Raw genomic sequence first — 17,140 nt, 5'->3', positions numbered from 1 at the left:
ATGGCCTTTTCGACCCAGGATAGCGACGAAGTCCTCAGTGAAATCAACGTCACGCCACTGGTGGACGTCATGCTGGTGCTGCTGGTGGTGTTCATCGTCACCGCGCCGCTGCTGACCAACGCCATTCCGATCAACCTGCCCAAGACCGAGGCCGTAGCCCCGGTGGAGCAGAAAGACCCGCTGGTGGTGAGCATCGACGGTGGTGGCAAGCTGTTCATCAACAAGGACGAGATCCAGCCCGACCTGCTTGAAAGCAACCTCAAGGCGGCCAAAGACAAGGACGCCGACGTGCGTGTGCAGCTGCAGGCCGACGATGGCGTGAACTACGGCGAAGTGGCGCGGGCCATGGCCGCGATCGAGCGCGCCGGGATCAGTAAACTGGCGGTAATCACTGCACGGTAGTCTTCACCCTCTTCAGGCAAGTGCTTAAGGGCCATATCTCTTGGCAGGGGTTGGCCCTTTTTTTTGCCCGCCATCTGAATGTAATTTTGGTTATTAATAAATAGCTTCTTATTCCTTTACGAATATAACTGTCTCCCTATACTGATCGCCAAGCACGCAAACTTACTGGAGGCGTCCCCATGCGCAATGAGTCGATTCGTTACCTGATTGTGCCGGGCTGGCAAGGATCGCCAGACAACCATTGGCAGAGTCACTGGCAGCGCACGCTGCCCAACAGTGCCCGGGTCGAGCAGGATGACTGGCTCACCCCACAGCGCCGTGACTGGGTGCAGGCGCTGGAGCAGGCGATTGCCGCCGAACGTTCGCCGGTGATTCTGATCGCTCACAGCCTCGGTTGCGTCACCGTCGCCCACTGGGCCGCGCAGGCCAGCCCAGCCCTGCTGCGCCGGGTGCGTGGCGCATTGCTGGTGGCTCCGGCGGATGTCGAGCGGCCAACCTGCGCGCCGGCCTTGCGCAACTTCGCGCCGATCCCGATGCAGGCGCTGCCGTTCCCCAGCCAGGTGGTCAGCTCCGACAACGACCCAGCGGTGAGTGTGCCGCGAGCCTTGCACCTGGCCCAGGCTTGGGGCGCCGAGGCGGGCCTGCTGAGCAATGCCGGGCACATCAACGTCAAGTCCGGCCACGAGCGCTGGGAACAAGGCTTCGCCTACCTGTACCGCCTGCAAAGCCGGGTCGAGCAGCGCGCTTTGCGCCGCGCCTGATCGACTCGGACCGTTCACCGTTTGCCTGACGCCCGGCCACCGATGGCCTGGGGCGGGAGTTTGCCATGACTTTTCAAAACCCGTTCGGCCAGCCGCTGCTGACCTTCCCTGAACTGGACAAGAGCCCCCTGAGCATTCGTGCCAAGGCGCTGGTGTTCATCGACCCGCGGTCGCAGCAGTTGCGCCAGGCCCTGGAGCAGCTGGCGCCGCAACCGGTACCGGTGCTGATCCGCGGCGAAACCGGCACCGGCAAGGAGCTGTTGGCCCGGCAGATCCACCGGGCCAGTGACCGCCCCGGCCTGTTCGTCTCGGTCAATTGCGCGGCCATCAGCCCGACCTATGCCGACGCCGAGTTGTTCGGCTACAGCGCTGGTAGCCAGGGCGGCACGGCCAGCAGCCGCGCTGGCTGGTTCGGTTCGGCCAATGGCGGCACCTTGTACCTGGACGAGATCGCCGATTTGCCCTTGGCGATCCAGGGCAAGCTGCTGGCGGCCCTGGAAAACCGCGAGGTCACCCGTGTCGGCGCGCAGCAACCACAACCGGTGGATGTGCGTCTGGTGGCCGCGACCAGCATCGACCTGGCGCGGGTGGTGAAGGCCGGGCGTTTCAACGAGCGCCTTTACCAGTACCTGCGCGAGGGCGCGCTGGAACTGCCGCCGCTGCGCGAGCGCCCCGGCGATATCCTGCCGCTGGCCGAGTATTTCGTGGGCATCTACAGCGTGCGCCTGCAGCGCCCGCTGGCGTTGATCAGCGAGGCCGCGCAGCAGGTGCTGGAAGCGCATGCCTGGCCGGGCAATACCCGCGAGCTGGAGAACGTGATCCACTTCGCCCTGCTGGTGAACGACGGGGATGAGCTGTTGCCGGAGGATCTCGATCTGGTCAACCCCGCGAGCTAGACGAACTAATAAGCAAACTGGATGATGGCAGTTTGTTTTTGGAATAAGCAGCTAATTAAAAGATATTATTACGGAATAAAAAATCTCGGTATTGTCCGCTTCACGCCCGCCGATGAAACGGTTGGGCACCCGACTTCGCCATCCTCGATGGCCCAGAACCAGAACAAGGAACACCATGAAGAAGACCCTGCTGACCACTGCCCTGGCCGCCGCCCTGTCGTTCGCTGGCCTGGCCTCTGCCGCCGAGAAACTGGTGGTTGCTGCGACCCCGGTGCCGCACGCCGAGATCCTTGAGCTGATCAAGCCGACCCTGGCCAAGGAAGGTGTGGACCTGCAGATCAAGGTCTTCACCGACTACGTGCAACCGAACGTACAGGTTGACCAGAAGCGTCTGGACGCCAACTACTTCCAGACCCTGCCGTACCTGCAGAACTTCAACGAAGGCAAAGGCACCCACCTGGAAACCGTGATTGGCGTGCACGTCGAACCGTTCGGTGGCTACTCGAAGAAGGTCAAGAGCCTGAGCGAGCTGAAGGACGGCGCGACCGTTGCCATCCCGAACGAAGGCAGCAACAGCGGCCGCGCCCTGCTGCTGCTGCAGAAGTCTGGCCTGATCACCTTGAAAGACCCGAAGAACGCCCTGGCGACCCCGAAAGACATCGCCGAGAACCCGAAGAAGCTGAAATTCCGCGAGCTCGAATCGGCCATGTTGCCGCGTGTGCTGGACCAGGTTGACCTGGACATGATCAACACCAACTACGCACTGGAAGCTGGCCTGAACCCGGCCAAGGATGCGCTGGTGATCGAGGGCAGCGACTCGCCATACGTGAACTTCCTGGTAGCCCGCCCGGACAACAAGAACAGCGAGGCCATCCAGAAGCTGGCCAAGGCGCTGACCAGCCCTGAGGTGAAGGAATTCATCGCCAAGAAGTACCAGGGTGCGGTGCTGCCTGCGTTCTGATGGCTTGTTCTTGATGTGAAAACGCCGACGCATTTGCGTCGGCGTTTTTGTGTGTGGCTGGCGGCCGATCAGCGCGGGGGAGAGGCGTGATGCAGAAAAGTTTCGATAGCCCAGCCAGTGATATCGATATGCAATAAAGGTATTTAGAAAAAGATTTTTATACCTTTAAAGTCTACTGATCGCGCCTGGCGCATCGTTCAGACTTCCCTATGTCGTACTCTGCAAACCCGGTGTCGAGGCAAAATCCATGACCTTCGACACCGCTTTCATTCTTGGCACATTGCCGGCATTCCTCAAGGCTGTCGGCGTGACCTTGCAGGTCGGGCTGATTGCCATCGCCACCTCGTTGCTCGTAGCGCTGGTCAATGCCGCGATACTGGTGCTGCGCACGCCTTACTTGCGGCACCTGGTCAAAGGCTATGTGGAACTCGCACGCAACACCCCGCTGCTGATCCAGCTGTTCTTCGTCTATTTCGCCTTGCCCAGCCTGGGCGTGAAGATCTCTGGTTTTGCCGCAGCGATCATCACCATGACCTTCATGGGCGGTGCCTACCTCACTGAGGTGCTGCGTGCCGGCGTCGAGGCTGTGCCACGTGCGCAGTTGGAATCGGGCCGCTCCATCGGGCTCTCGGAAGGCCAGCTGCTGCGTTATGTGATTCTGCCCCAGGCGGGGATTCTCAGCCTGCCGGCGCTGTTCGCCAATTTCGTCTTCCTGCTCAAGGAAACCACTGTGGTGTCGGCCGTGGCGGTGCCTGAAATCCTCTACACCACCAAGAACTACATCGCCTTGTACTACAAGACCTACGAGATGCTTGCCGTGTTGACGCTGCTCTGCGTGCTGCTTTTCCTGCCGCTGTCGCTGCTGTTGCGCTACCTGGAAAGGAGGTTGCAACATGGCCAGTTCGGCAATTGAACTGCTGCTGACGTCATTGCCGCTGCTGGCCAAGGGCGCGGCGCAGACACTGGCCATCTCGGCACTGGGAATTGTCTTCGCAACGCTCGGCGGCGTGCTGTATGGCACGCTGGCCACCTTGGGCAATCGTCTGCTGAACGTCGCCTTGCAGGTGTACCTTGAGCTGTTTCGGGCGATCCCGGTACTGGTCTGGCTGTACCTGGTGTTCTTCGGTTTGCCGATCTTCTTTGCCCTGAGCATTCCTAGCTTCTGGTGCGCGGTGCTGGTGCTGGGCCTGTGGGGTGCCAGCGAGGTTGGCGAGGTGGTACGCGGTGCGTTGCAGTCGTTGCCGCGCGGGCAACGGGAGGCCGGGCTATCGATCGGGCTTTCCACTGGCCAGCTGTACGGCTACGTGCTGCTGCCCCAGGCCCTCAAGCGCATGACACCACCGACCATCAACATCTACACGCGGATCATCAAGACCAGCTCGCTGGCAGTACTGATCGGCGTGGTCGAGGTGATCAAGGCCGGCCAGCAGATCATCGAGCGCACCTACGAATCGCTGCTGATCTACGCCGTGCTATTCCTGTTCTTTTTCACCGTCTGCTACCCGCTGTCCGCCGCCTCGCGTGTGCTGGAACGCCGTTGGGCTCATTCATGACCGCACTGATCGAATTTCAGGGTTTCAACAAGTATTTCGGCTCGCACCAGGTACTGAATAACGTCGACCTCAAAGTCCACACCGGCGAGGTGGTGGTGATCCTCGGGCCCAGCGGCTGCGGCAAGAGCACCTTGCTGCGTTGCCTCAATGGCCTGGAAGAGGCGCACAGCGGGCACTTGCGCCTGGAGGGCGAGGAGCTGCTGAGTGCCGATACCGACTGGCGCCAAGTGCGCCAGCGGGTGGGCATGGTGTTCCAGAGCTATCACCTGTTCGGCCACATGAGTGTGATGGACAACCTGCTGCTCGGCCCGCTCAAGGTGCAGAAGCGTGAACGCGCCGAAGCCCAGGCCCAGGCCGAAGCGCTGCTGGCGCGGGTTGGCCTGCTGGACAAGCGTGACGCTTACCCGCGGCAGCTGTCCGGTGGCCAGCAGCAGCGCATCGCCATCGTCCGTTCGCTGTGCATGAATCCGCAGGTGATGCTGTTCGATGAAGTTACCGCAGCGCTCGACCCGGAAATGGTCAAGGAAGTGTTGCAGGTGATCCAGGGCCTGGCCCGCGACGGCATGACCCTGCTCATCGTTACCCACGAAATGGCCTTCGCTCGCGCGGTGGCCGACCGAATCGTGTTCATGGAGGCCGGCAGGATCCTTGAACAGAGCGACCCCGAGAGCTTTTTCAGCCAACCGCGGACCGCACGCGCGCAGCAGTTCCTGGACAAATTCTCCTTTGTCGAAAGCCTGCCAAAGACAACGCAAAAGGAACTGTCATGAAAACTGCCCCGCTTACCAAACTGCTGGCGCCGTTGTTCGGCCTGGCCCTGCTGGCTGGTTGCAACAAGGCCGAGGAGCCGCCCAAGCCGGCTGCGGCCTCGCCGGCGACCAGCTACCTGGAAACCATCAAGGCCCGCGACAAGCTGATCGTTGGCGTGTTCACCGACAAGCCGCCGTTCGGTTTTGTCGACGCAAGCGGCCGTTACGTCGGCTTCGACACCGACATCGGCCGGCGCCTGGCCCGGGACCTGCTGGGTGACGAGAACAAGGTGGAGTTTGTCGCCGTCGAGCCGGCCAGCCGCATTCCGTTCCTGCAGAGTGACAAGGTCGACCTGATTCTCGCCAACATGACCGTGACTCCAGAGCGCAAGGAGGCGGTGGACTTTACCAACCCCAACCTGCGCGTGGCCGTGCAGGCCATCGTTGCCGACGGCAGCCCGGTACAGAAGCTCGATGACCTGGCAGACAAGACCATCATCGTCACCACCGGTACCACGGCCGATATCTGGCTGACCAAGAACCACCCGGACTGGAAGCTGCTCAAGTTCGAGAAGAACAGCGAGTCGCTGCAGGCCCTGGCGAACGGGCGCGGCGATGCCTATGCCCAGGACAACCTGATCCTGTTCAGCTGGGCCAAGCAGAACCCAGGGTATCGTGTGCTGCCGCAGTTGCTGGGCGAAGAAGCGCCAATTGCACCAGCGGTGAAGAAGGGCAATACCGAGCTGCGCGACTGGGTAAATGCCGAGCTGGCCAAGCTTGGGGAGGAGAAGTTTCTGTTGAAGCTGTATGACCAGTATGTGCGCAAGGAACTGAGCGATGACACCAAGCCGGAGAGTGTGATCGTCGAGGGCGGCAAGTGGCAGGGTTGATAGCGTAACTGGGCCGCAATGCGGCCGCAGTTACACCTTGATGTCATGGCACCAGCCTGAGGGTGCTCTGTGCCGGGATTACGCCCATCTGCGCCCGCTGATATTTCCCCTCCACATACCCCTCGGCCTGGTCCGCGTAGTGCTTGTCGAACAATACCCCGCTCTGCCCGACCGGGCTGACGCTCAGCGCTTGCCCGGCATCGGCGAAGTCGATCAGCCGGCGGGTGGATGGCCCATAGGTCACCGGCCACGGCGCCGGGCCAATCTTGGCCGACAGGTTGTTCGACACCTCATGGGTGCCTGGCGCGGCAAACGGGCCGACATTGAACAGCAGGTTCAGCGGCTTTTTCGAGCCCAGTGGATGGTTGTGGGTCAGGGTATGAGCCTTGCCCCACTGCCAGCTGGCCGGGTCCTTCCCAAGGGTGTCGCGCAAGTGGGCAATGCTCTTCTGCCAGGCCAAACGCACGATGGCGGGGCGGTCGGTGCGCTGGTTGGCGCCGCGGGTGTTCCACCAAGGCGAGTCGGCATCGGCAGCCAGGCGCGGTAATGCGGCATCGATGACACGGGTGCTGATCAATACCGAGAACCAGGTATCGCCCAGTTCGTCATGCAGCGCGGCATAGGCCAGCTCGTAGAGGAACTGGTTGAACAGCGTGGCGCTGGTGGAATCCAGCGGATAGTCACCGCGCCAGGCGGCAAGCTGCTCGACCAGTTCCTTTTCCTCGTCACCCTGGGCGATCTGGCGCAACGTCGCCAGCAGCGGCGCCAGGGTGCGCGGGCCGTAATCGCTGGCCGTATCAAGTTGCAGCGCCTGGCTGTTCTGGGTGTCCCATTTCACTTCCGGGTTGGCCAGCTGGCGATCGAGCTGGCGTCCACGGTCGGCGAGGTTGTAGTAACCGGGTATCGGCACCACGGCCGGTGGCTGGTAGTTGGCCGAGACGATATAGCCGCTGGCCGGGTTCTCCTGTTGCGGATTGACACTGAACGGGTAGAAACCAGGTTTGTCGGCCTGGTTGCTGGCGCCGTCGAGGATGAACGCCGGGTTAACCCCGTCGGGGCGAATCGGCAACTTCGCCGCCGCCCACCAGCCGATATCGCCACGGGCGTTGGCCCAGACGAAGTTCAGCCCCGGCGCGTGCACCTTGGCTGCGGCCTCGCGCATCTTGCCCAGGGTATCGGCGCGATTGAGTTGGTAGAAACCTTCGAGGATCGGGTTCTCGGTTTCGAGGAATGCCCACCACATGGCAATCGGCGTGGTCCCAGCCGTGGCGCCGACGACTTCGTTGACGATCGGCCCATGTGCTGAACGGCGCAGGTTGATGGTGACTGGCTGCTCGCCTTTGACTGCAATCTTCTGCGCGGTCTTTTCCAGCGCTTGCCAGTTGCCGTCGATCATCACCTGGTCGGCATCTGCAGGGTTGGTCTTTTCCGCGATCAGGTCGACGTCATCGTTCTGGAACATGGTCAGGCTCCAGCCGAAATCACGGTTGTGCCCCAGCATTGCGAACGGGTTCAGCGCCTGGAAGTAGCCATACAGGTTGAAGCCGGGCGCTGAAAGCTCAGCCTCGTACCAGACGGCGGGCACAGCAAAACTGATGTGCGGGTCACCGGCCAGCAAGGGTTTGCCGCTGCGGGTGCGGCTACCGGAAACGGCCCAGGCATTGCTGCCTTCGAACTGCGGGATGCCGGCTTCGACCAGCGCGTCGTGGCTGGCGGCAGCCACGGCTTCGAGGCTTTGCCAGTCGGCCGCCGCCAGTGGCGTGCCTAACGCCCCTTGCGGCTGCCAGCCGAGGTCGAAAATCTTCAGGTATTGCGGCCCGAGCTGGTCGCGGATGTAGGTCAGTGCAGGTTCAGTGCGAAACGCTGCGGCGAAGCTGTAGGCCAGGTAGCCGGCGATGCTCAGGGTGTCCTCGGCGGTGAATGGCCGTGGCGTGATGCCGATCAGGTCGAACTCCATCGGTTTGGGGTGGCTGGCCTGCCAGGCGTTAACGCCATCGAGATAGGCCTGCAAGGCTTGCCAGGCGGGTGACTGGTGGTCCTGGCGCTGAGCCATCAGCGCGGCCTGCTCGCGAATGCGCAAGCTGCGGAACAGCGTATCGGTGGGCAGCAGCTTGGCCCCCAGCACTTCGGCCAGCTCGCCACGGGCCAGGCGGCGCATGATCTCCATTTGGAACAACCGATCCTGGGCATGCACGTAGCCCAGGGCACGGTACAGGTCCGCTTCGCTCTGCGCTTGCAAATGGGGCACGCCACGGGCGTCGTAGCGCACGCTGACTGGCGCCTGCAGCCCGGCCATGGCCACTTCGCCCTCGCGCTGCGGCAGTTTGCCGTGCACGTACCAGTAACCGGCGCCAGCGGCTACGGCAACGACCACCGCCAACAGGGTCAGGCTGCGCTTCATCGAAACTCCTTGTGCATTCGAGCGGAAACTGTGGTCCGATCATCGACGGATTCGCGAACAGAGCATAGCCCCCGGAAGGAGTTTCCATGTCCATCAGCGAAAAACAGAAAATGCTCAGTGGCCAGCTCTACCATGCCGGCTGCCCCGAGCTGCAGGCGGAGCAGATTGCCAACAAGCACTGGATGCACCGTTACAACAACAGCGTCGAATTGCTCAACGAAGCGCGCAACGGCCTGCTGGCCGAGCACTTCGGCCATGTCGGCGAAGGCACGGTCATCCGCCCGCCGTTCTACTGCGACTACGGCTACAACATCAGCGTCGGGCGCAACACGTTCATGAACTTCAACTGCGTGATCCTCGACGTGGTGCCGGTGCGCATCGGCGATGATTGCCAGATCGGCCCCAACGTGCAGATCTATACAGCCGACCATCCGCTCGACCCCGAGGTCCGCCGCAGCGGGCTGGAGAGCGGGCGGCCGGTGACCATTGGCAACAATGTATGGATTGGCGGGGCGGCGATCATCCTGCCGGGGGTGACCATTGGCGATAACGCCATTGTAGGCGCCGGCAGTGTGGTGACCCGTGATGTGCCGGCGGGGGCGACTGTAATGGGTAACCCGGCGCGGGTGCGTCAACCGGCCCAAGGGCAATAGCAACCCACGGCCAGCGTATTGAAGGCGGTGACCCTGCGGCCGGCCAGCAGCGCTTTGAGGATCGGTTCGATGAAGCTGTTGCTGGCGTTGCACACGGCGCCTTCGCTGTAGGGGCCGAAGTAGGCCAGGTTACCTTGGCGGTCCCAAATGGCCACGGCGGGAGAGGCGGGCAGGTATTCGCTGCCAGGCAAGTGAGCGATGGGTTGCAGGCTGCTCAGGTTGGCAGGCAGCTGGCCGTGGCTGCCTGCCTTCTGTACCAGGTGGAAGGTCACGTCCTGGCCTGCGAACTGGGTAATCAGGTCGCCCAGGTGCTGCTGGTTACCCACGTTGCACGGGCAGGCCGGGTCCCAGAAGTGCACCACGCGGATCGGCCCGGGGCCTGCGAGTCCGGGGGGCAGGCGCAGCTGGCTGCCGTCGAACAGGGTGGTCTGGTTGTCGAACGGGCGCAGGTATCGGGACTGGAAGGTGGAGTAGGCCTGCCAGAGCACAATGGCGCAGAGCATAAGCAGGAACACCATCAGTGTCCGTTTGATACGGTTCGACATGAGTCATCCACAGAGTCGGCGATGCAGCCGGTGCAGGCAGCTTATCTGCCTCATGAAAAGGTGCCCAAGCTTGCCACGATGCGGCCAACAGCTGAATATCCCAGATCAATACTCGCTTCGCCTTGGATGTACCCGATGCCCGCTGCCTTTCACCCCGATACCCTGCGTGCCAGCCTCGCACCGTTGACCAAACGCCAGCCGTTGTCCACGCAGGCGCAGGACTATCAGCGCTTCTATGGCCTGAACCTGCCGGCGCAGAGCTGGCTGGGCGGCTTTCAGGCGGCGGGGTTCGAGCTGGTCGGGCAGGTCTGGTTACCTGAGCAGCCGGTTGCGACGCTGTTCCTGCTGCACGGCTACTACGACCACATGGGCCTCTATCGGCATGTGATCGCGTGGGCGCTGAAGCTTGGCTACGCGGTGATCAGCTGCGACCTGCCGGGCCACGGCCTGTCCAGTGGCGAGCGCGCCAACATCAGTGATTTCGCGGTGTACCAACAGGTGCTGGAGGCTTTGTTCGAACAGGCGCGTGGTCTGGAACTGCCACGGCCCTGGCACCTGTGCGGGCAGAGCACCGGTGGCGCAATCGCCGTGGATCACTTGCTGAACGAAGGTGAGCGTAGCCCCATCGATGGCGAGGTGATCTTACTGGCGCCGCTGGTGCGGCCACGGTCCTGGCGCTGGTCGAAATTCAGCTATCGGGTATTGCGCCACTTCGTAAATGGCATCGAGCGGCGCTTCAGCGAGAACACCAACGACCCGACGTTCCTGCCCTTCCTCGAAGCCGACCCGCTGCAACCGCGGCGGCTGCCCACGGGCTGGGTCGGCGCGCTGATCGCCTGGGTCAAGCGTATCGAGGCGGCGCCGCATTGCGCGCGCCGGCCCTTGATCGTGCAGGGGGAAGCGGATGCAACGGTGGACTGGCCGTACAACCTTGAAGTGCTCAAGGCCAAGTTCAGCGAGCCGCAGATCCTGATGTTGCCCGAAGCCCGTCATCACCTGGCCAACGAGCTGCCGGACATCCGCAGGCGCTACTTCGAATTCATCGAGCAGCGCCTGGGTTGATCACTTGAGGTCGGCGCTGTTCTGGCCCACCGCCAGGCCTGCGCGCACCGCAGCCACGGCAGCCTGGTAATAGGCCTTGCCGTCCGGCGACTCGGCGAAGGTGGCGAATTCTTCCAGTTCGTCGTCGGACAGGTCGCGGTACACGTAGAGCAGGGTATTGTTCAGGTCTTCACCGATCTGCCCCATGAGACGCTGGCGCTGGCCGTCGAGCAGGCCCTGAGCCTGGCTAGCGCCGAACAGGCCGGGGATCATCGAACTCAGGCTGTCGGCGGCCACCCCGGCAATCGCCAGGCTGACTTCTGCGCCGGCCTCGCGGGCTGGCAGGGCTTGGGCCAGGTGGCCGATGACCAGCATGCGGTTGTCGCTGGCCTGGATCTTCGGCAGGCCCTTGGCGTTCTTGGCCAGCTGGTCCTTGCGCGTGGCCAGCAGCTCGGCGGCGACGATCTTGCGCCCCAGCGGCGACTGGAAGAAAGCCAGTGCCGGTGCCGGGTTGGGCAAGGCGCTACGCAGTTTGGCCAGGGCACGGTTGTCCATTGCCTGGGCCTGGAAGCGCTGGTTGCTGTTGTTGACCAGCGCCTGGTAAACCGCAGGCGGCAGGCTGTTGCGGTAGCGCTGCTGGGCGGCGCTCACGGCATCGGAAAAATGGGCGCGCTGGTCGGGCCAGCCGGCGGCCTTGTACAGTTGATCGAGGCTGTCTGCCCAGACAGGCATGGTGCAGATCATCAGCAGTAGCAGGGAAAACAGACGGCGCATTCAGGACTCCTGTCGGCAGGTGGCTATTGTCCTAGGCCCGGCGCCGTTTTGTCGAGCAATCCGAACGCTTCTCAGCCAAGTGGCGCTGTGCGCCGACAAGGTGAATGGATATGATGCGCGCCATGCACATCTCCCCTGAAAACCCGATGTTTGCGGCCGTCGTCGACGATCTGGCCACCCATGGCTGGTCGCAGCAGGCGCTCTTTCTGCCTGCCGATCTGGTGCGCGCGCTGGCGACCGAATGCCGGCGCCGCGATGCCGAAGGCGAACTCAACCCGGCCGGGGTCGGGCGCGGCGACGCCCAGGAAGTGCGCGAAAGCATTCGCGGCGACCAGATCCAGTGGATCGACCCTGGCCAGGCCGAGGCCTGCGACCAGTACCTCGCCGCCATGGACCAGCTGCGCCAGGCCATCAACCAGGGCCTGTTCCTGGGCCTGGAAGATTTCGAATGCCACTTTGCCCTGTATCCACCGGGGGCGTTCTATCGCCGGCATCTGGACCGCTTCCGCGACGATGACCGGCGCATGGTGTCGGCGGTGCTCTACCTTAACGAAGGCTGGCAGCCGGAGGACGGCGGGCAGCTGCGCATGTTCCTGGCCGATGATGTCGAGCACGATGTGCAGCCTGTGGCGGGTAGCCTGGCGATATTCCTGTCTGGTGAGGTGCCGCACGAGGTGCTGCCGGCCAGGCGCGAGCGCTTGTCGTTGACTGGCTGGTTCCGGCGCCGTGGCAATGACCCGTTCTGACCTGCCCAAGGTACTGGTGAGTGCGTGCCTGTTGGGGCAGCCGGTACGCTATGACGGCCGGGCCAGCGGGCATCCCGACCTGTTGCAGCAGTGGCAGGCCGAAGGGCGTGTGGTGCCGTTGTGCCCCGAGGTGGCTGGCGGCTTGCCAACGCCGCGCCCGCCGGCGGAGATCCCAGGTGGGCAGGGTGCGCAGGTGCTCGATGGCGGGGCGCAGGTGCTGACGGTAAACGGTGAGGATGTCACTCCCCAGTTTCTGGCCGGGGCGCAGCAAGCGCTGGCGTTGGTGCGGCGGCATGGCATTCGGGTGGCGGTGTTGAAGGCGGGCAGCCCTTCGTGTGGCAACCGGTTGACCTACGACGGCACCTTCAGCGGGGTAAAGGTGCCGGGCGAGGGCGTGACCACCGCATTGCTGCGGCGCGAAGGGGTGCAGGTTTTCAGTGAGGGGGAGCTGGAGCAAGCGCAGCAGGCGCTGGCTCGCCTGCCTGCATGGCCTTGAACCACTTGTTCTCCAGCTCTGCGGTGCGACCGTTTTTCTCGAGGCGCTCAAGCGCATTGTTCACCGCACTTTCAAACGCCGGATTATCCTTCTGGAACGGGATCACCAGCTTCTTGTCGCCGAACGCCTGGCTGACATCGAAGGGGCCATCCGCCTTGGGCGCCTCGCTCGATGGAATCAGAGAAATGTCGTACTTGCCGCTTTCCACACCTGGCAGCACTTCTGCGGCGGTGGCTTCGACGAACTCTGCACGCAGGTCCAGCTCCCGGGCCAAGTCCTGACCGAACTCGATCTCAAAACCCGTCAACCGCTCGCTTTCCTTGTCCTTGAATGAATACGGCGCGTGGTCGGCCTGCACGGCAATGCGCAGTTCACCCCGGTCGGCGATTTCGTCTATCAGCTCGGCCTGAGCCAATGGCGTGATCAGTGCTGCCAGCAGTACGCCTATGGTCGAACGCATGTAAAGCCCCTTTTTCTTAAGCAGATGAGTAACTTTCGCCGCGACTTTCTTCCCCGTCGCGGTCGAGCGCAGCCTATGACCTTGAAGCCTTGGCGAGGTTTAACCCTAACTCAAATATTTCTCTTTGTGGGCTATCACCGACGCCGCTCGTTTTACTGGTAGCGGTTATAAGTGAATCCTTGCAGCGGATACTGGGTGGCGTGTCGTTCAAGCCGAATGTCGAATCGAGGAAGATTACGGTTGAAGTGAAATAAAAAAGGGAGGCCACCAGGGCCTCCCTTTTTCATACCGCCGGCGACCTTAGAACAGGACGCGCGAACGGATGGTGCCTTTGACCTGTTGCAGTTTTTCCTGCGCCAGGTCGGAATACTCGGCGTCAACGTCGATAACCACGTAACCAACTTTCTCGTTGGTCTGCAGGAACTGACCGGAGATGTTGATACCGTTCTCGGCGAAGACTTTGTTGATCTCGCTGAGCACGCCCGGGATGTTTTCGTGGATGTGCAGCAGGCGGTGTTTGCCTGGGTGCGCCGGCAGGGCAACTTCCGGGAAGTTGACCGACGAAACGGAAGTACCGTTGTCGCTGTACTTGACCAGCTTCTCGGCCACTTCCAGGCCGATGTTGGCCTGGGCTTCGGCAGTGGAGCCACCGATGTGCGGGGTCAGGATCACGTTGTCCAGACCACGCAGCGGGCTTTCGAACTCTTCGTCGTTGGAGCGGGGCTCGACCGGGAATACGTCGATGGCGGCGCCGATCAGGTGCTTGTCCTTGATCGCGGCGGCCAAGTGGTCCAGTTCGACCACGGTGCCACGGGCGGCGTTGATCAGGATCGAACCCTTCTTCATTGCTCGGATTTCTTTCTCGCCGATCATCCACTGGGTGGACGGCAGTTCAGGCACGTGCAGCGAAACGATGTCGGCCAGGCCCAGCAGCTCGTTGAGGCTGGTGACCTGCACGGCGTTGCCCAGCGGCAGCTTGGTCAGCGGGTCGTAGAAGTACACCTGCATGCCCAGGTTTTCTGCCAGGACCGACAGTTGGGTACCGATCGAGCCGTAGCCGACGATGCCCAGCTTCTTGCCGCGGATCTCGAACGAGTTGGCCGCGCTCTTGATCCAGCCGCCACGGTGGCAGGAAGCGTTCTTCTCTGGGATGCCGCGCAGCAGCAGGATGGCTTCGGCCAGCACCAGCTCGGCCACCGAACGGGTGTTGGAGTACGGTGCGTTGAACACGGCGATACCGCGTTCGCGGGCAGCTGCCAGGTCAACCTGGTTGGTGCCGATGCAGAAGCAGCCGACAGCGACCAGTTTCTTGGCGCAGTCGAAGATTTCTTCGGTCAGTTGGGTGCGCGAGCGGATGCCGATGAAGTGGGCATCGGAGATCTTTTCTTTCAGCTCGGCATCCGGCAATGAACCGGTGAGGTATTCGATGTTGGTGTAGCCGGCAGCCTTGAGGGTATCGACTGCGTTCTGGTGCACACCTTCAAGAAGAAGGAACCGGATCTTGCTCTTGTCGAGAGAAGTCTTGCTCATCTGCGTAAACCTGTATCCCGGAGAAAAAATGGCGAGGACTGATGCCAGGCGCTACGGCAGCCTTAGCATGAACAGCGGGAGGGCTATGCTAGCATACGCGACACAATCTGAGCTTATCCCGACAGGTGAAGAGTGCTCAGGGTGACTATGAATAAGTCGAGAGTTCCAGCGATGACCCACCCCGCTGTAATTGAAGAACTGATGACCCTTGTCGACCCTGGCAAGGTCCTGACCGACCCCGCTTCTCTCGAGGTTTACGGCAAGGACTGGACCAAGCATTACCCGCCAGCGCCCACGGCCATCGTGTTCCCCAAGTCGGTAGAGCAGGTACAGGCCATCGTCCGCTGGGCCAACCAGCATCAGGTTGCGCTGGTGCCGTCCGGCGGGCGTACCGGGCTGTCCGCCGGCGCCGTGGCGGCCAATGGGGAAGTCGTCGTCGCGTTCGACTCCATGAACCAGATTCTTGATTTCAATGCCTTCGACCGTACCGTGGTGTGCCAGCCGGGTGTGATCACACGTCAGCTGCAGGCCTTTGCCGAAGAGCAGGGCCTTTATTACCCGGTGGACTTCGCCTCCAGTGGCTCCAGCCAGATTGGCGGCAATATCGGCACCAATGCCGGCGGTATCAAGGTGATCCGTTACGGCATGACCCGCAACTGGGTGGCCGGCCTGAAAGTGGTCACTGGCAAGGGTGAACTGCTGGAGCTGAACAAGGGCCTGATCAAGAACGCCACTGGCTACGACCTGCGCCAGCTGTTCATCGGCGCCGAAGGCACCCTGGGCTTCGTGGTCGAAGCGACCATGCGCCTGGACCGCGCTCCGCGCAACCTCACGGCCATGGTGCTTGGCACGCCGGATTTCGACTCGATCATGCCGGTACTGCATGCCTTTCAGGGCAAGCTCGACCTGACCGCCTTCGAATTCTTCTCCGACAAGGGCCTGGCGAAGATCATGGCCCGTGGTGATGTGCCGGCCCCGTTCGCTACTGACTGCCCGTTCTATGCCTTGCTGGAGTTCGAAGCCAGTACCGAGGAGGTTGCCAACGAAGCGCTGGCGACCTTCGAGCACTGCGTCGAGCAGGGTTGGGTGCTGGATGGGGTGATGAGCCAGAGCGAAACCCAGCTGAAGAACCTGTGGAAGCTGCGCGAGTACCTGTCCGAGACCATCTCCCACTGGACACCCTACAAGAACGACATTTCCGTCACCGTTTCCAAGGTGCCGGCGTTCCTGCGTGACATCGATGCCGTCGTCAGCAAGCATTATCCGGACTATGAAGTGGTCTGGTACGGCCACATCGGTGACGGCAACCTGCACCTGAACATCCTCAAGCCCGAGCACATGAGCAAGGATGATTTCTTTGCCTCGTGTACCAAGGTCAACAAGTGGGTGTTCGAGATCGTCGAGCGCTACAACGGCTCCATTTCAGCCGAGCACGGCGTGGGCATGACCAAGCGCGACTACCTGGGCTACAGCCGCTCGCTGGATGAAATTGCCTGCATGAAGGCAATCAAGGCCGTATTCGACCCTAATGGCATCATGAATCCGGGTAAGATCTTTGCTCCTGAACAAAAGCAGTAATCAAAGGAGTCGGCCATGAGTTACCAGCACCAGTATGTAGACGGCACGCGCATTCATTTCCCGCTGGGCAAGGTGGTGTGCATCGGCCGCAACTACGCCGAACATGCCAAGGAACTGGACAACCCCATTCCTTCCGAGCCGCTGCTGTTCATCAAACCGGGCAGCTGCGTGGTGCCGCTGGAAGGCGGGTTCAAGATCCCGACCGAACGTGGCTCGGTGCACTATGAGGCCGAAATTGCCGTACTGCTGGGCAAGTCGCTGTCGTCCAATGCTTCCGAAGAAGAGGTGCTGGATGCCATTTCCGGCTTCGCCCCGGCGCTGGACCTGACCCTGCGCGACGTGCAGGCCAAGCTCAAGGAAAAGGGCCTGCCGTGGGAGTTGTGCAAGAGCTTTGACGGCGCTTGTGTGCTGCCGCCGTTCGTGTCCGCTGCGTCCTTTGAAGACCTGACTGACATTCCGGTGCGCCTGACCATCAATGGTGAAGTGCGTCAGGACGGCAACAGCGCGATGATGCTCAACCCGATCGTGCCGATGATCCAGTACATGGCAGCGCATTTCTCGCTGCAGGCGGGGGATGTGATCCTGACCGGCACCCCGGCCGGCGTCGGGCCGTTCACGGTCGGTGACGAGCTGGTGCTGGAGCTGCCGGGCGTTTGCCGCTTCGAGAGCCGCGTGCTTTGACTTGAGACCGCGTCGCTTTTTTC

Annotated in this window: 19 protein-coding genes; 14 read left to right on the top strand and 5 right to left on the bottom strand. The window is 62.2% G+C overall.

From position 1 onward, the window contains the following. From APH28_RS13295 to APH28_RS13260, 8 genes are all read left to right on the top strand, one after another. The gene (locus tag APH28_RS13295) at positions 1–402 is read left to right on the top strand and encodes a biopolymer transporter ExbD (protein ID WP_054885478.1); all 402 of its coding nucleotides are present in this window, start codon (positions 1–3) and stop codon (positions 400–402) included. 179 nt (positions 403–581) lie between these two features. Next, the gene (locus APH28_RS13290; protein ID WP_060510012.1) at positions 582–1,163 is read left to right on the top strand and encodes an alpha/beta hydrolase; all 582 of its coding nucleotides are present in this window, start codon (positions 582–584) and stop codon (positions 1,161–1,163) included. A gap of 65 nt (positions 1,164–1,228) precedes the next feature. After that, positions 1,229–2,059 carry a sigma 54-interacting transcriptional regulator gene (locus APH28_RS13285; protein ID WP_060510010.1) on the top strand — a complete coding sequence of 277 codons (831 nt, stop codon included), beginning with the start codon at positions 1,229–1,231 and terminating at the stop codon, positions 2,057–2,059. A gap of 175 nt (positions 2,060–2,234) precedes the next feature. Continuing rightward, positions 2,235–3,020: a MetQ/NlpA family ABC transporter substrate-binding protein gene (locus APH28_RS13280; RefSeq protein ID WP_060510008.1), complete on the top strand. Its 786-nt coding sequence runs from the start codon at positions 2,235–2,237 to the stop codon at positions 3,018–3,020. Positions 3,021–3,267: 247 nt separating this feature from the next. Next, positions 3,268–3,933, top strand: a complete 666-nt coding sequence (locus tag APH28_RS13275; protein ID WP_060510006.1) for an amino acid ABC transporter permease — start codon at positions 3,268–3,270, stop codon at positions 3,931–3,933. Beyond that, on the top strand, positions 3,914–4,573 hold the full coding sequence (locus APH28_RS13270) for an amino acid ABC transporter permease (protein ID WP_060510004.1): 660 nt from the start codon (positions 3,914–3,916) through the stop codon (positions 4,571–4,573). Before APH28_RS13275 ends, APH28_RS13270 begins: the two co-directional genes overlap by 20 nt. Next, the gene (locus APH28_RS13265) at positions 4,570–5,343 is read left to right on the top strand and encodes an amino acid ABC transporter ATP-binding protein (RefSeq protein WP_060510003.1); all 774 of its coding nucleotides are present in this window, start codon (positions 4,570–4,572) and stop codon (positions 5,341–5,343) included. The genes APH28_RS13270 and APH28_RS13265 overlap by 4 nt, the downstream gene beginning before the upstream one ends. Next, positions 5,340–6,212: a transporter substrate-binding domain-containing protein gene (locus APH28_RS13260; RefSeq protein ID WP_060510001.1), complete on the top strand. Its 873-nt coding sequence runs from the start codon at positions 5,340–5,342 to the stop codon at positions 6,210–6,212. Before APH28_RS13265 ends, APH28_RS13260 begins: the two co-directional genes overlap by 4 nt. Before the next feature lie 43 nt (positions 6,213–6,255). Here the strand turns inward: APH28_RS13260 and APH28_RS13255 are convergent, their stop codons facing one another. Continuing rightward, positions 6,256–8,613: a penicillin acylase family protein gene (locus tag APH28_RS13255; RefSeq protein ID WP_060509999.1), complete on the bottom strand. Its 2,358-nt coding sequence runs from the start codon at positions 8,611–8,613 to the stop codon at positions 6,256–6,258. A gap of 86 nt (positions 8,614–8,699) precedes the next feature. Between APH28_RS13255 and APH28_RS13250 the strand changes: the two genes are divergently transcribed. Further along, positions 8,700–9,266 (top strand): sugar O-acetyltransferase, encoded by a 567-nt coding sequence (locus tag APH28_RS13250; RefSeq protein WP_060509997.1) that lies wholly within the window; start codon positions 8,700–8,702, stop codon positions 9,264–9,266. Here APH28_RS13250 and APH28_RS13245 read toward each other — a convergent pair. Further along, positions 9,245–9,811 (bottom strand): DUF6436 domain-containing protein, encoded by a 567-nt coding sequence (locus tag APH28_RS13245; RefSeq protein WP_060509995.1) that lies wholly within the window; start codon positions 9,809–9,811, stop codon positions 9,245–9,247. The genes APH28_RS13250 and APH28_RS13245 overlap by 22 nt on opposite strands. A 135-nt stretch (positions 9,812–9,946) precedes the next feature. On the opposite strand from APH28_RS13245, the gene APH28_RS13240 reads away from it, so the two are divergent. Then, entirely contained in the window at positions 9,947–10,873 is a 927-nt protein-coding gene (locus tag APH28_RS13240) for an alpha/beta hydrolase (protein WP_060509993.1), read from the top strand. Here the strand turns inward: APH28_RS13240 and APH28_RS13235 are convergent, their stop codons facing one another. Further along, complete coding sequence (locus APH28_RS13235) at positions 10,874–11,626, bottom strand: DUF2059 domain-containing protein (RefSeq protein WP_060509991.1); 753 nt, start codon at positions 11,624–11,626, stop codon at positions 10,874–10,876. Positions 11,627–11,739: 113 nt separating this feature from the next. Here APH28_RS13235 and APH28_RS13230 point away from each other — a divergent pair, with 113 nt between their 5' ends. Then, positions 11,740–12,372, top strand: a complete 633-nt coding sequence (locus APH28_RS13230; protein WP_060510049.1) for a 2OG-Fe(II) oxygenase — start codon at positions 11,740–11,742, stop codon at positions 12,370–12,372. Next, a complete protein-coding gene (locus tag APH28_RS13225; RefSeq protein ID WP_060509989.1) occupies positions 12,359–12,868 on the top strand; it encodes a DUF523 domain-containing protein in 510 nt (169 codons plus the stop codon). Before APH28_RS13230 ends, APH28_RS13225 begins: the two co-directional genes overlap by 14 nt. Here the strand turns inward: APH28_RS13225 and APH28_RS13220 are convergent. Beyond that, positions 12,807–13,328 carry a transporter substrate-binding domain-containing protein gene (locus APH28_RS13220; protein ID WP_060509988.1) on the bottom strand — a complete coding sequence of 174 codons (522 nt, stop codon included), beginning with the start codon at positions 13,326–13,328 and terminating at the stop codon, positions 12,807–12,809. The genes APH28_RS13225 and APH28_RS13220 overlap by 62 nt on opposite strands. A gap of 300 nt (positions 13,329–13,628) precedes the next feature. Beyond that, positions 13,629–14,858 (bottom strand): phosphoglycerate dehydrogenase, encoded by a 1,230-nt coding sequence (gene serA / locus APH28_RS13215; protein WP_060509986.1) that lies wholly within the window; start codon positions 14,856–14,858, stop codon positions 13,629–13,631. Between the two features lie 171 nt (positions 14,859–15,029). On the opposite strand from serA, the gene APH28_RS13210 reads away from it, so the two are divergent. After that, the gene (locus tag APH28_RS13210; RefSeq protein WP_060509984.1) at positions 15,030–16,436 is read left to right on the top strand and encodes an FAD-binding oxidoreductase; all 1,407 of its coding nucleotides are present in this window, start codon (positions 15,030–15,032) and stop codon (positions 16,434–16,436) included. 15 nt (positions 16,437–16,451) lie between these two features. After that, complete coding sequence (locus tag APH28_RS13205; RefSeq protein ID WP_060509982.1) at positions 16,452–17,117, top strand: fumarylacetoacetate hydrolase family protein; 666 nt, start codon at positions 16,452–16,454, stop codon at positions 17,115–17,117. The last annotated feature ends 23 nt before the right edge of the window (positions 17,118–17,140 follow it).

The sequence above is a fragment of the Pseudomonas sp. NBRC 111124 genome, from assembly GCF_001320245.1.
Lineage (GTDB): Bacteria > Pseudomonadota > Gammaproteobacteria > Pseudomonadales > Pseudomonadaceae > Aquipseudomonas.
This window is presented reverse-complemented; position numbering and strand designations above follow the sequence as displayed.

Excerpts from the sequence above, each read along its gene's own strand:
- APH28_RS13295 (WP_054885478.1), top strand. The coding sequence starts at position 1 with ATGGCCTTTTCGACCCAGGATAGCGACGAAGTCCTCAGTGAAATCAAC.
- APH28_RS13290 (WP_060510012.1), top strand. The coding sequence starts at position 582 with ATGCGCAATGAGTCGATTCGTTACCTGATTGTGCCGGGCTGGCAAGGA.
- APH28_RS13285 (WP_060510010.1), top strand. The coding sequence starts at position 1,229 with ATGACTTTTCAAAACCCGTTCGGCCAGCCGCTGCTGACCTTCCCTGAA.
- APH28_RS13280 (WP_060510008.1), top strand. The coding sequence starts at position 2,235 with ATGAAGAAGACCCTGCTGACCACTGCCCTGGCCGCCGCCCTGTCGTTC.
- APH28_RS13275 (WP_060510006.1), top strand. The coding sequence starts at position 3,268 with ATGACCTTCGACACCGCTTTCATTCTTGGCACATTGCCGGCATTCCTC.
- APH28_RS13270 (WP_060510004.1), top strand. The coding sequence starts at position 3,914 with ATGGCCAGTTCGGCAATTGAACTGCTGCTGACGTCATTGCCGCTGCTG.
- APH28_RS13265 (WP_060510003.1), top strand. The coding sequence starts at position 4,570 with ATGACCGCACTGATCGAATTTCAGGGTTTCAACAAGTATTTCGGCTCG.
- APH28_RS13260 (WP_060510001.1), top strand. The coding sequence starts at position 5,340 with ATGAAAACTGCCCCGCTTACCAAACTGCTGGCGCCGTTGTTCGGCCTG.
- APH28_RS13255 (WP_060509999.1), bottom strand. The coding sequence starts at position 8,613 with ATGAAGCGCAGCCTGACCCTGTTGGCGGTGGTCGTTGCCGTAGCCGCT.
- APH28_RS13250 (WP_060509997.1), top strand. The coding sequence starts at position 8,700 with ATGTCCATCAGCGAAAAACAGAAAATGCTCAGTGGCCAGCTCTACCAT.
- APH28_RS13245 (WP_060509995.1), bottom strand. The coding sequence starts at position 9,811 with ATGTCGAACCGTATCAAACGGACACTGATGGTGTTCCTGCTTATGCTC.
- APH28_RS13240 (WP_060509993.1), top strand. The coding sequence starts at position 9,947 with ATGCCCGCTGCCTTTCACCCCGATACCCTGCGTGCCAGCCTCGCACCG.
- APH28_RS13235 (WP_060509991.1), bottom strand. The coding sequence starts at position 11,626 with ATGCGCCGTCTGTTTTCCCTGCTACTGCTGATGATCTGCACCATGCCT.
- APH28_RS13230 (WP_060510049.1), top strand. The coding sequence starts at position 11,740 with ATGCGCGCCATGCACATCTCCCCTGAAAACCCGATGTTTGCGGCCGTC.
- APH28_RS13225 (WP_060509989.1), top strand. The coding sequence starts at position 12,359 with ATGACCCGTTCTGACCTGCCCAAGGTACTGGTGAGTGCGTGCCTGTTG.
- APH28_RS13220 (WP_060509988.1), bottom strand. The coding sequence starts at position 13,328 with ATGCGTTCGACCATAGGCGTACTGCTGGCAGCACTGATCACGCCATTG.
- serA (WP_060509986.1), bottom strand. The coding sequence starts at position 14,858 with ATGAGCAAGACTTCTCTCGACAAGAGCAAGATCCGGTTCCTTCTTCTT.
- APH28_RS13210 (WP_060509984.1), top strand. The coding sequence starts at position 15,030 with ATGACCCACCCCGCTGTAATTGAAGAACTGATGACCCTTGTCGACCCT.
- APH28_RS13205 (WP_060509982.1), top strand. The coding sequence starts at position 16,452 with ATGAGTTACCAGCACCAGTATGTAGACGGCACGCGCATTCATTTCCCG.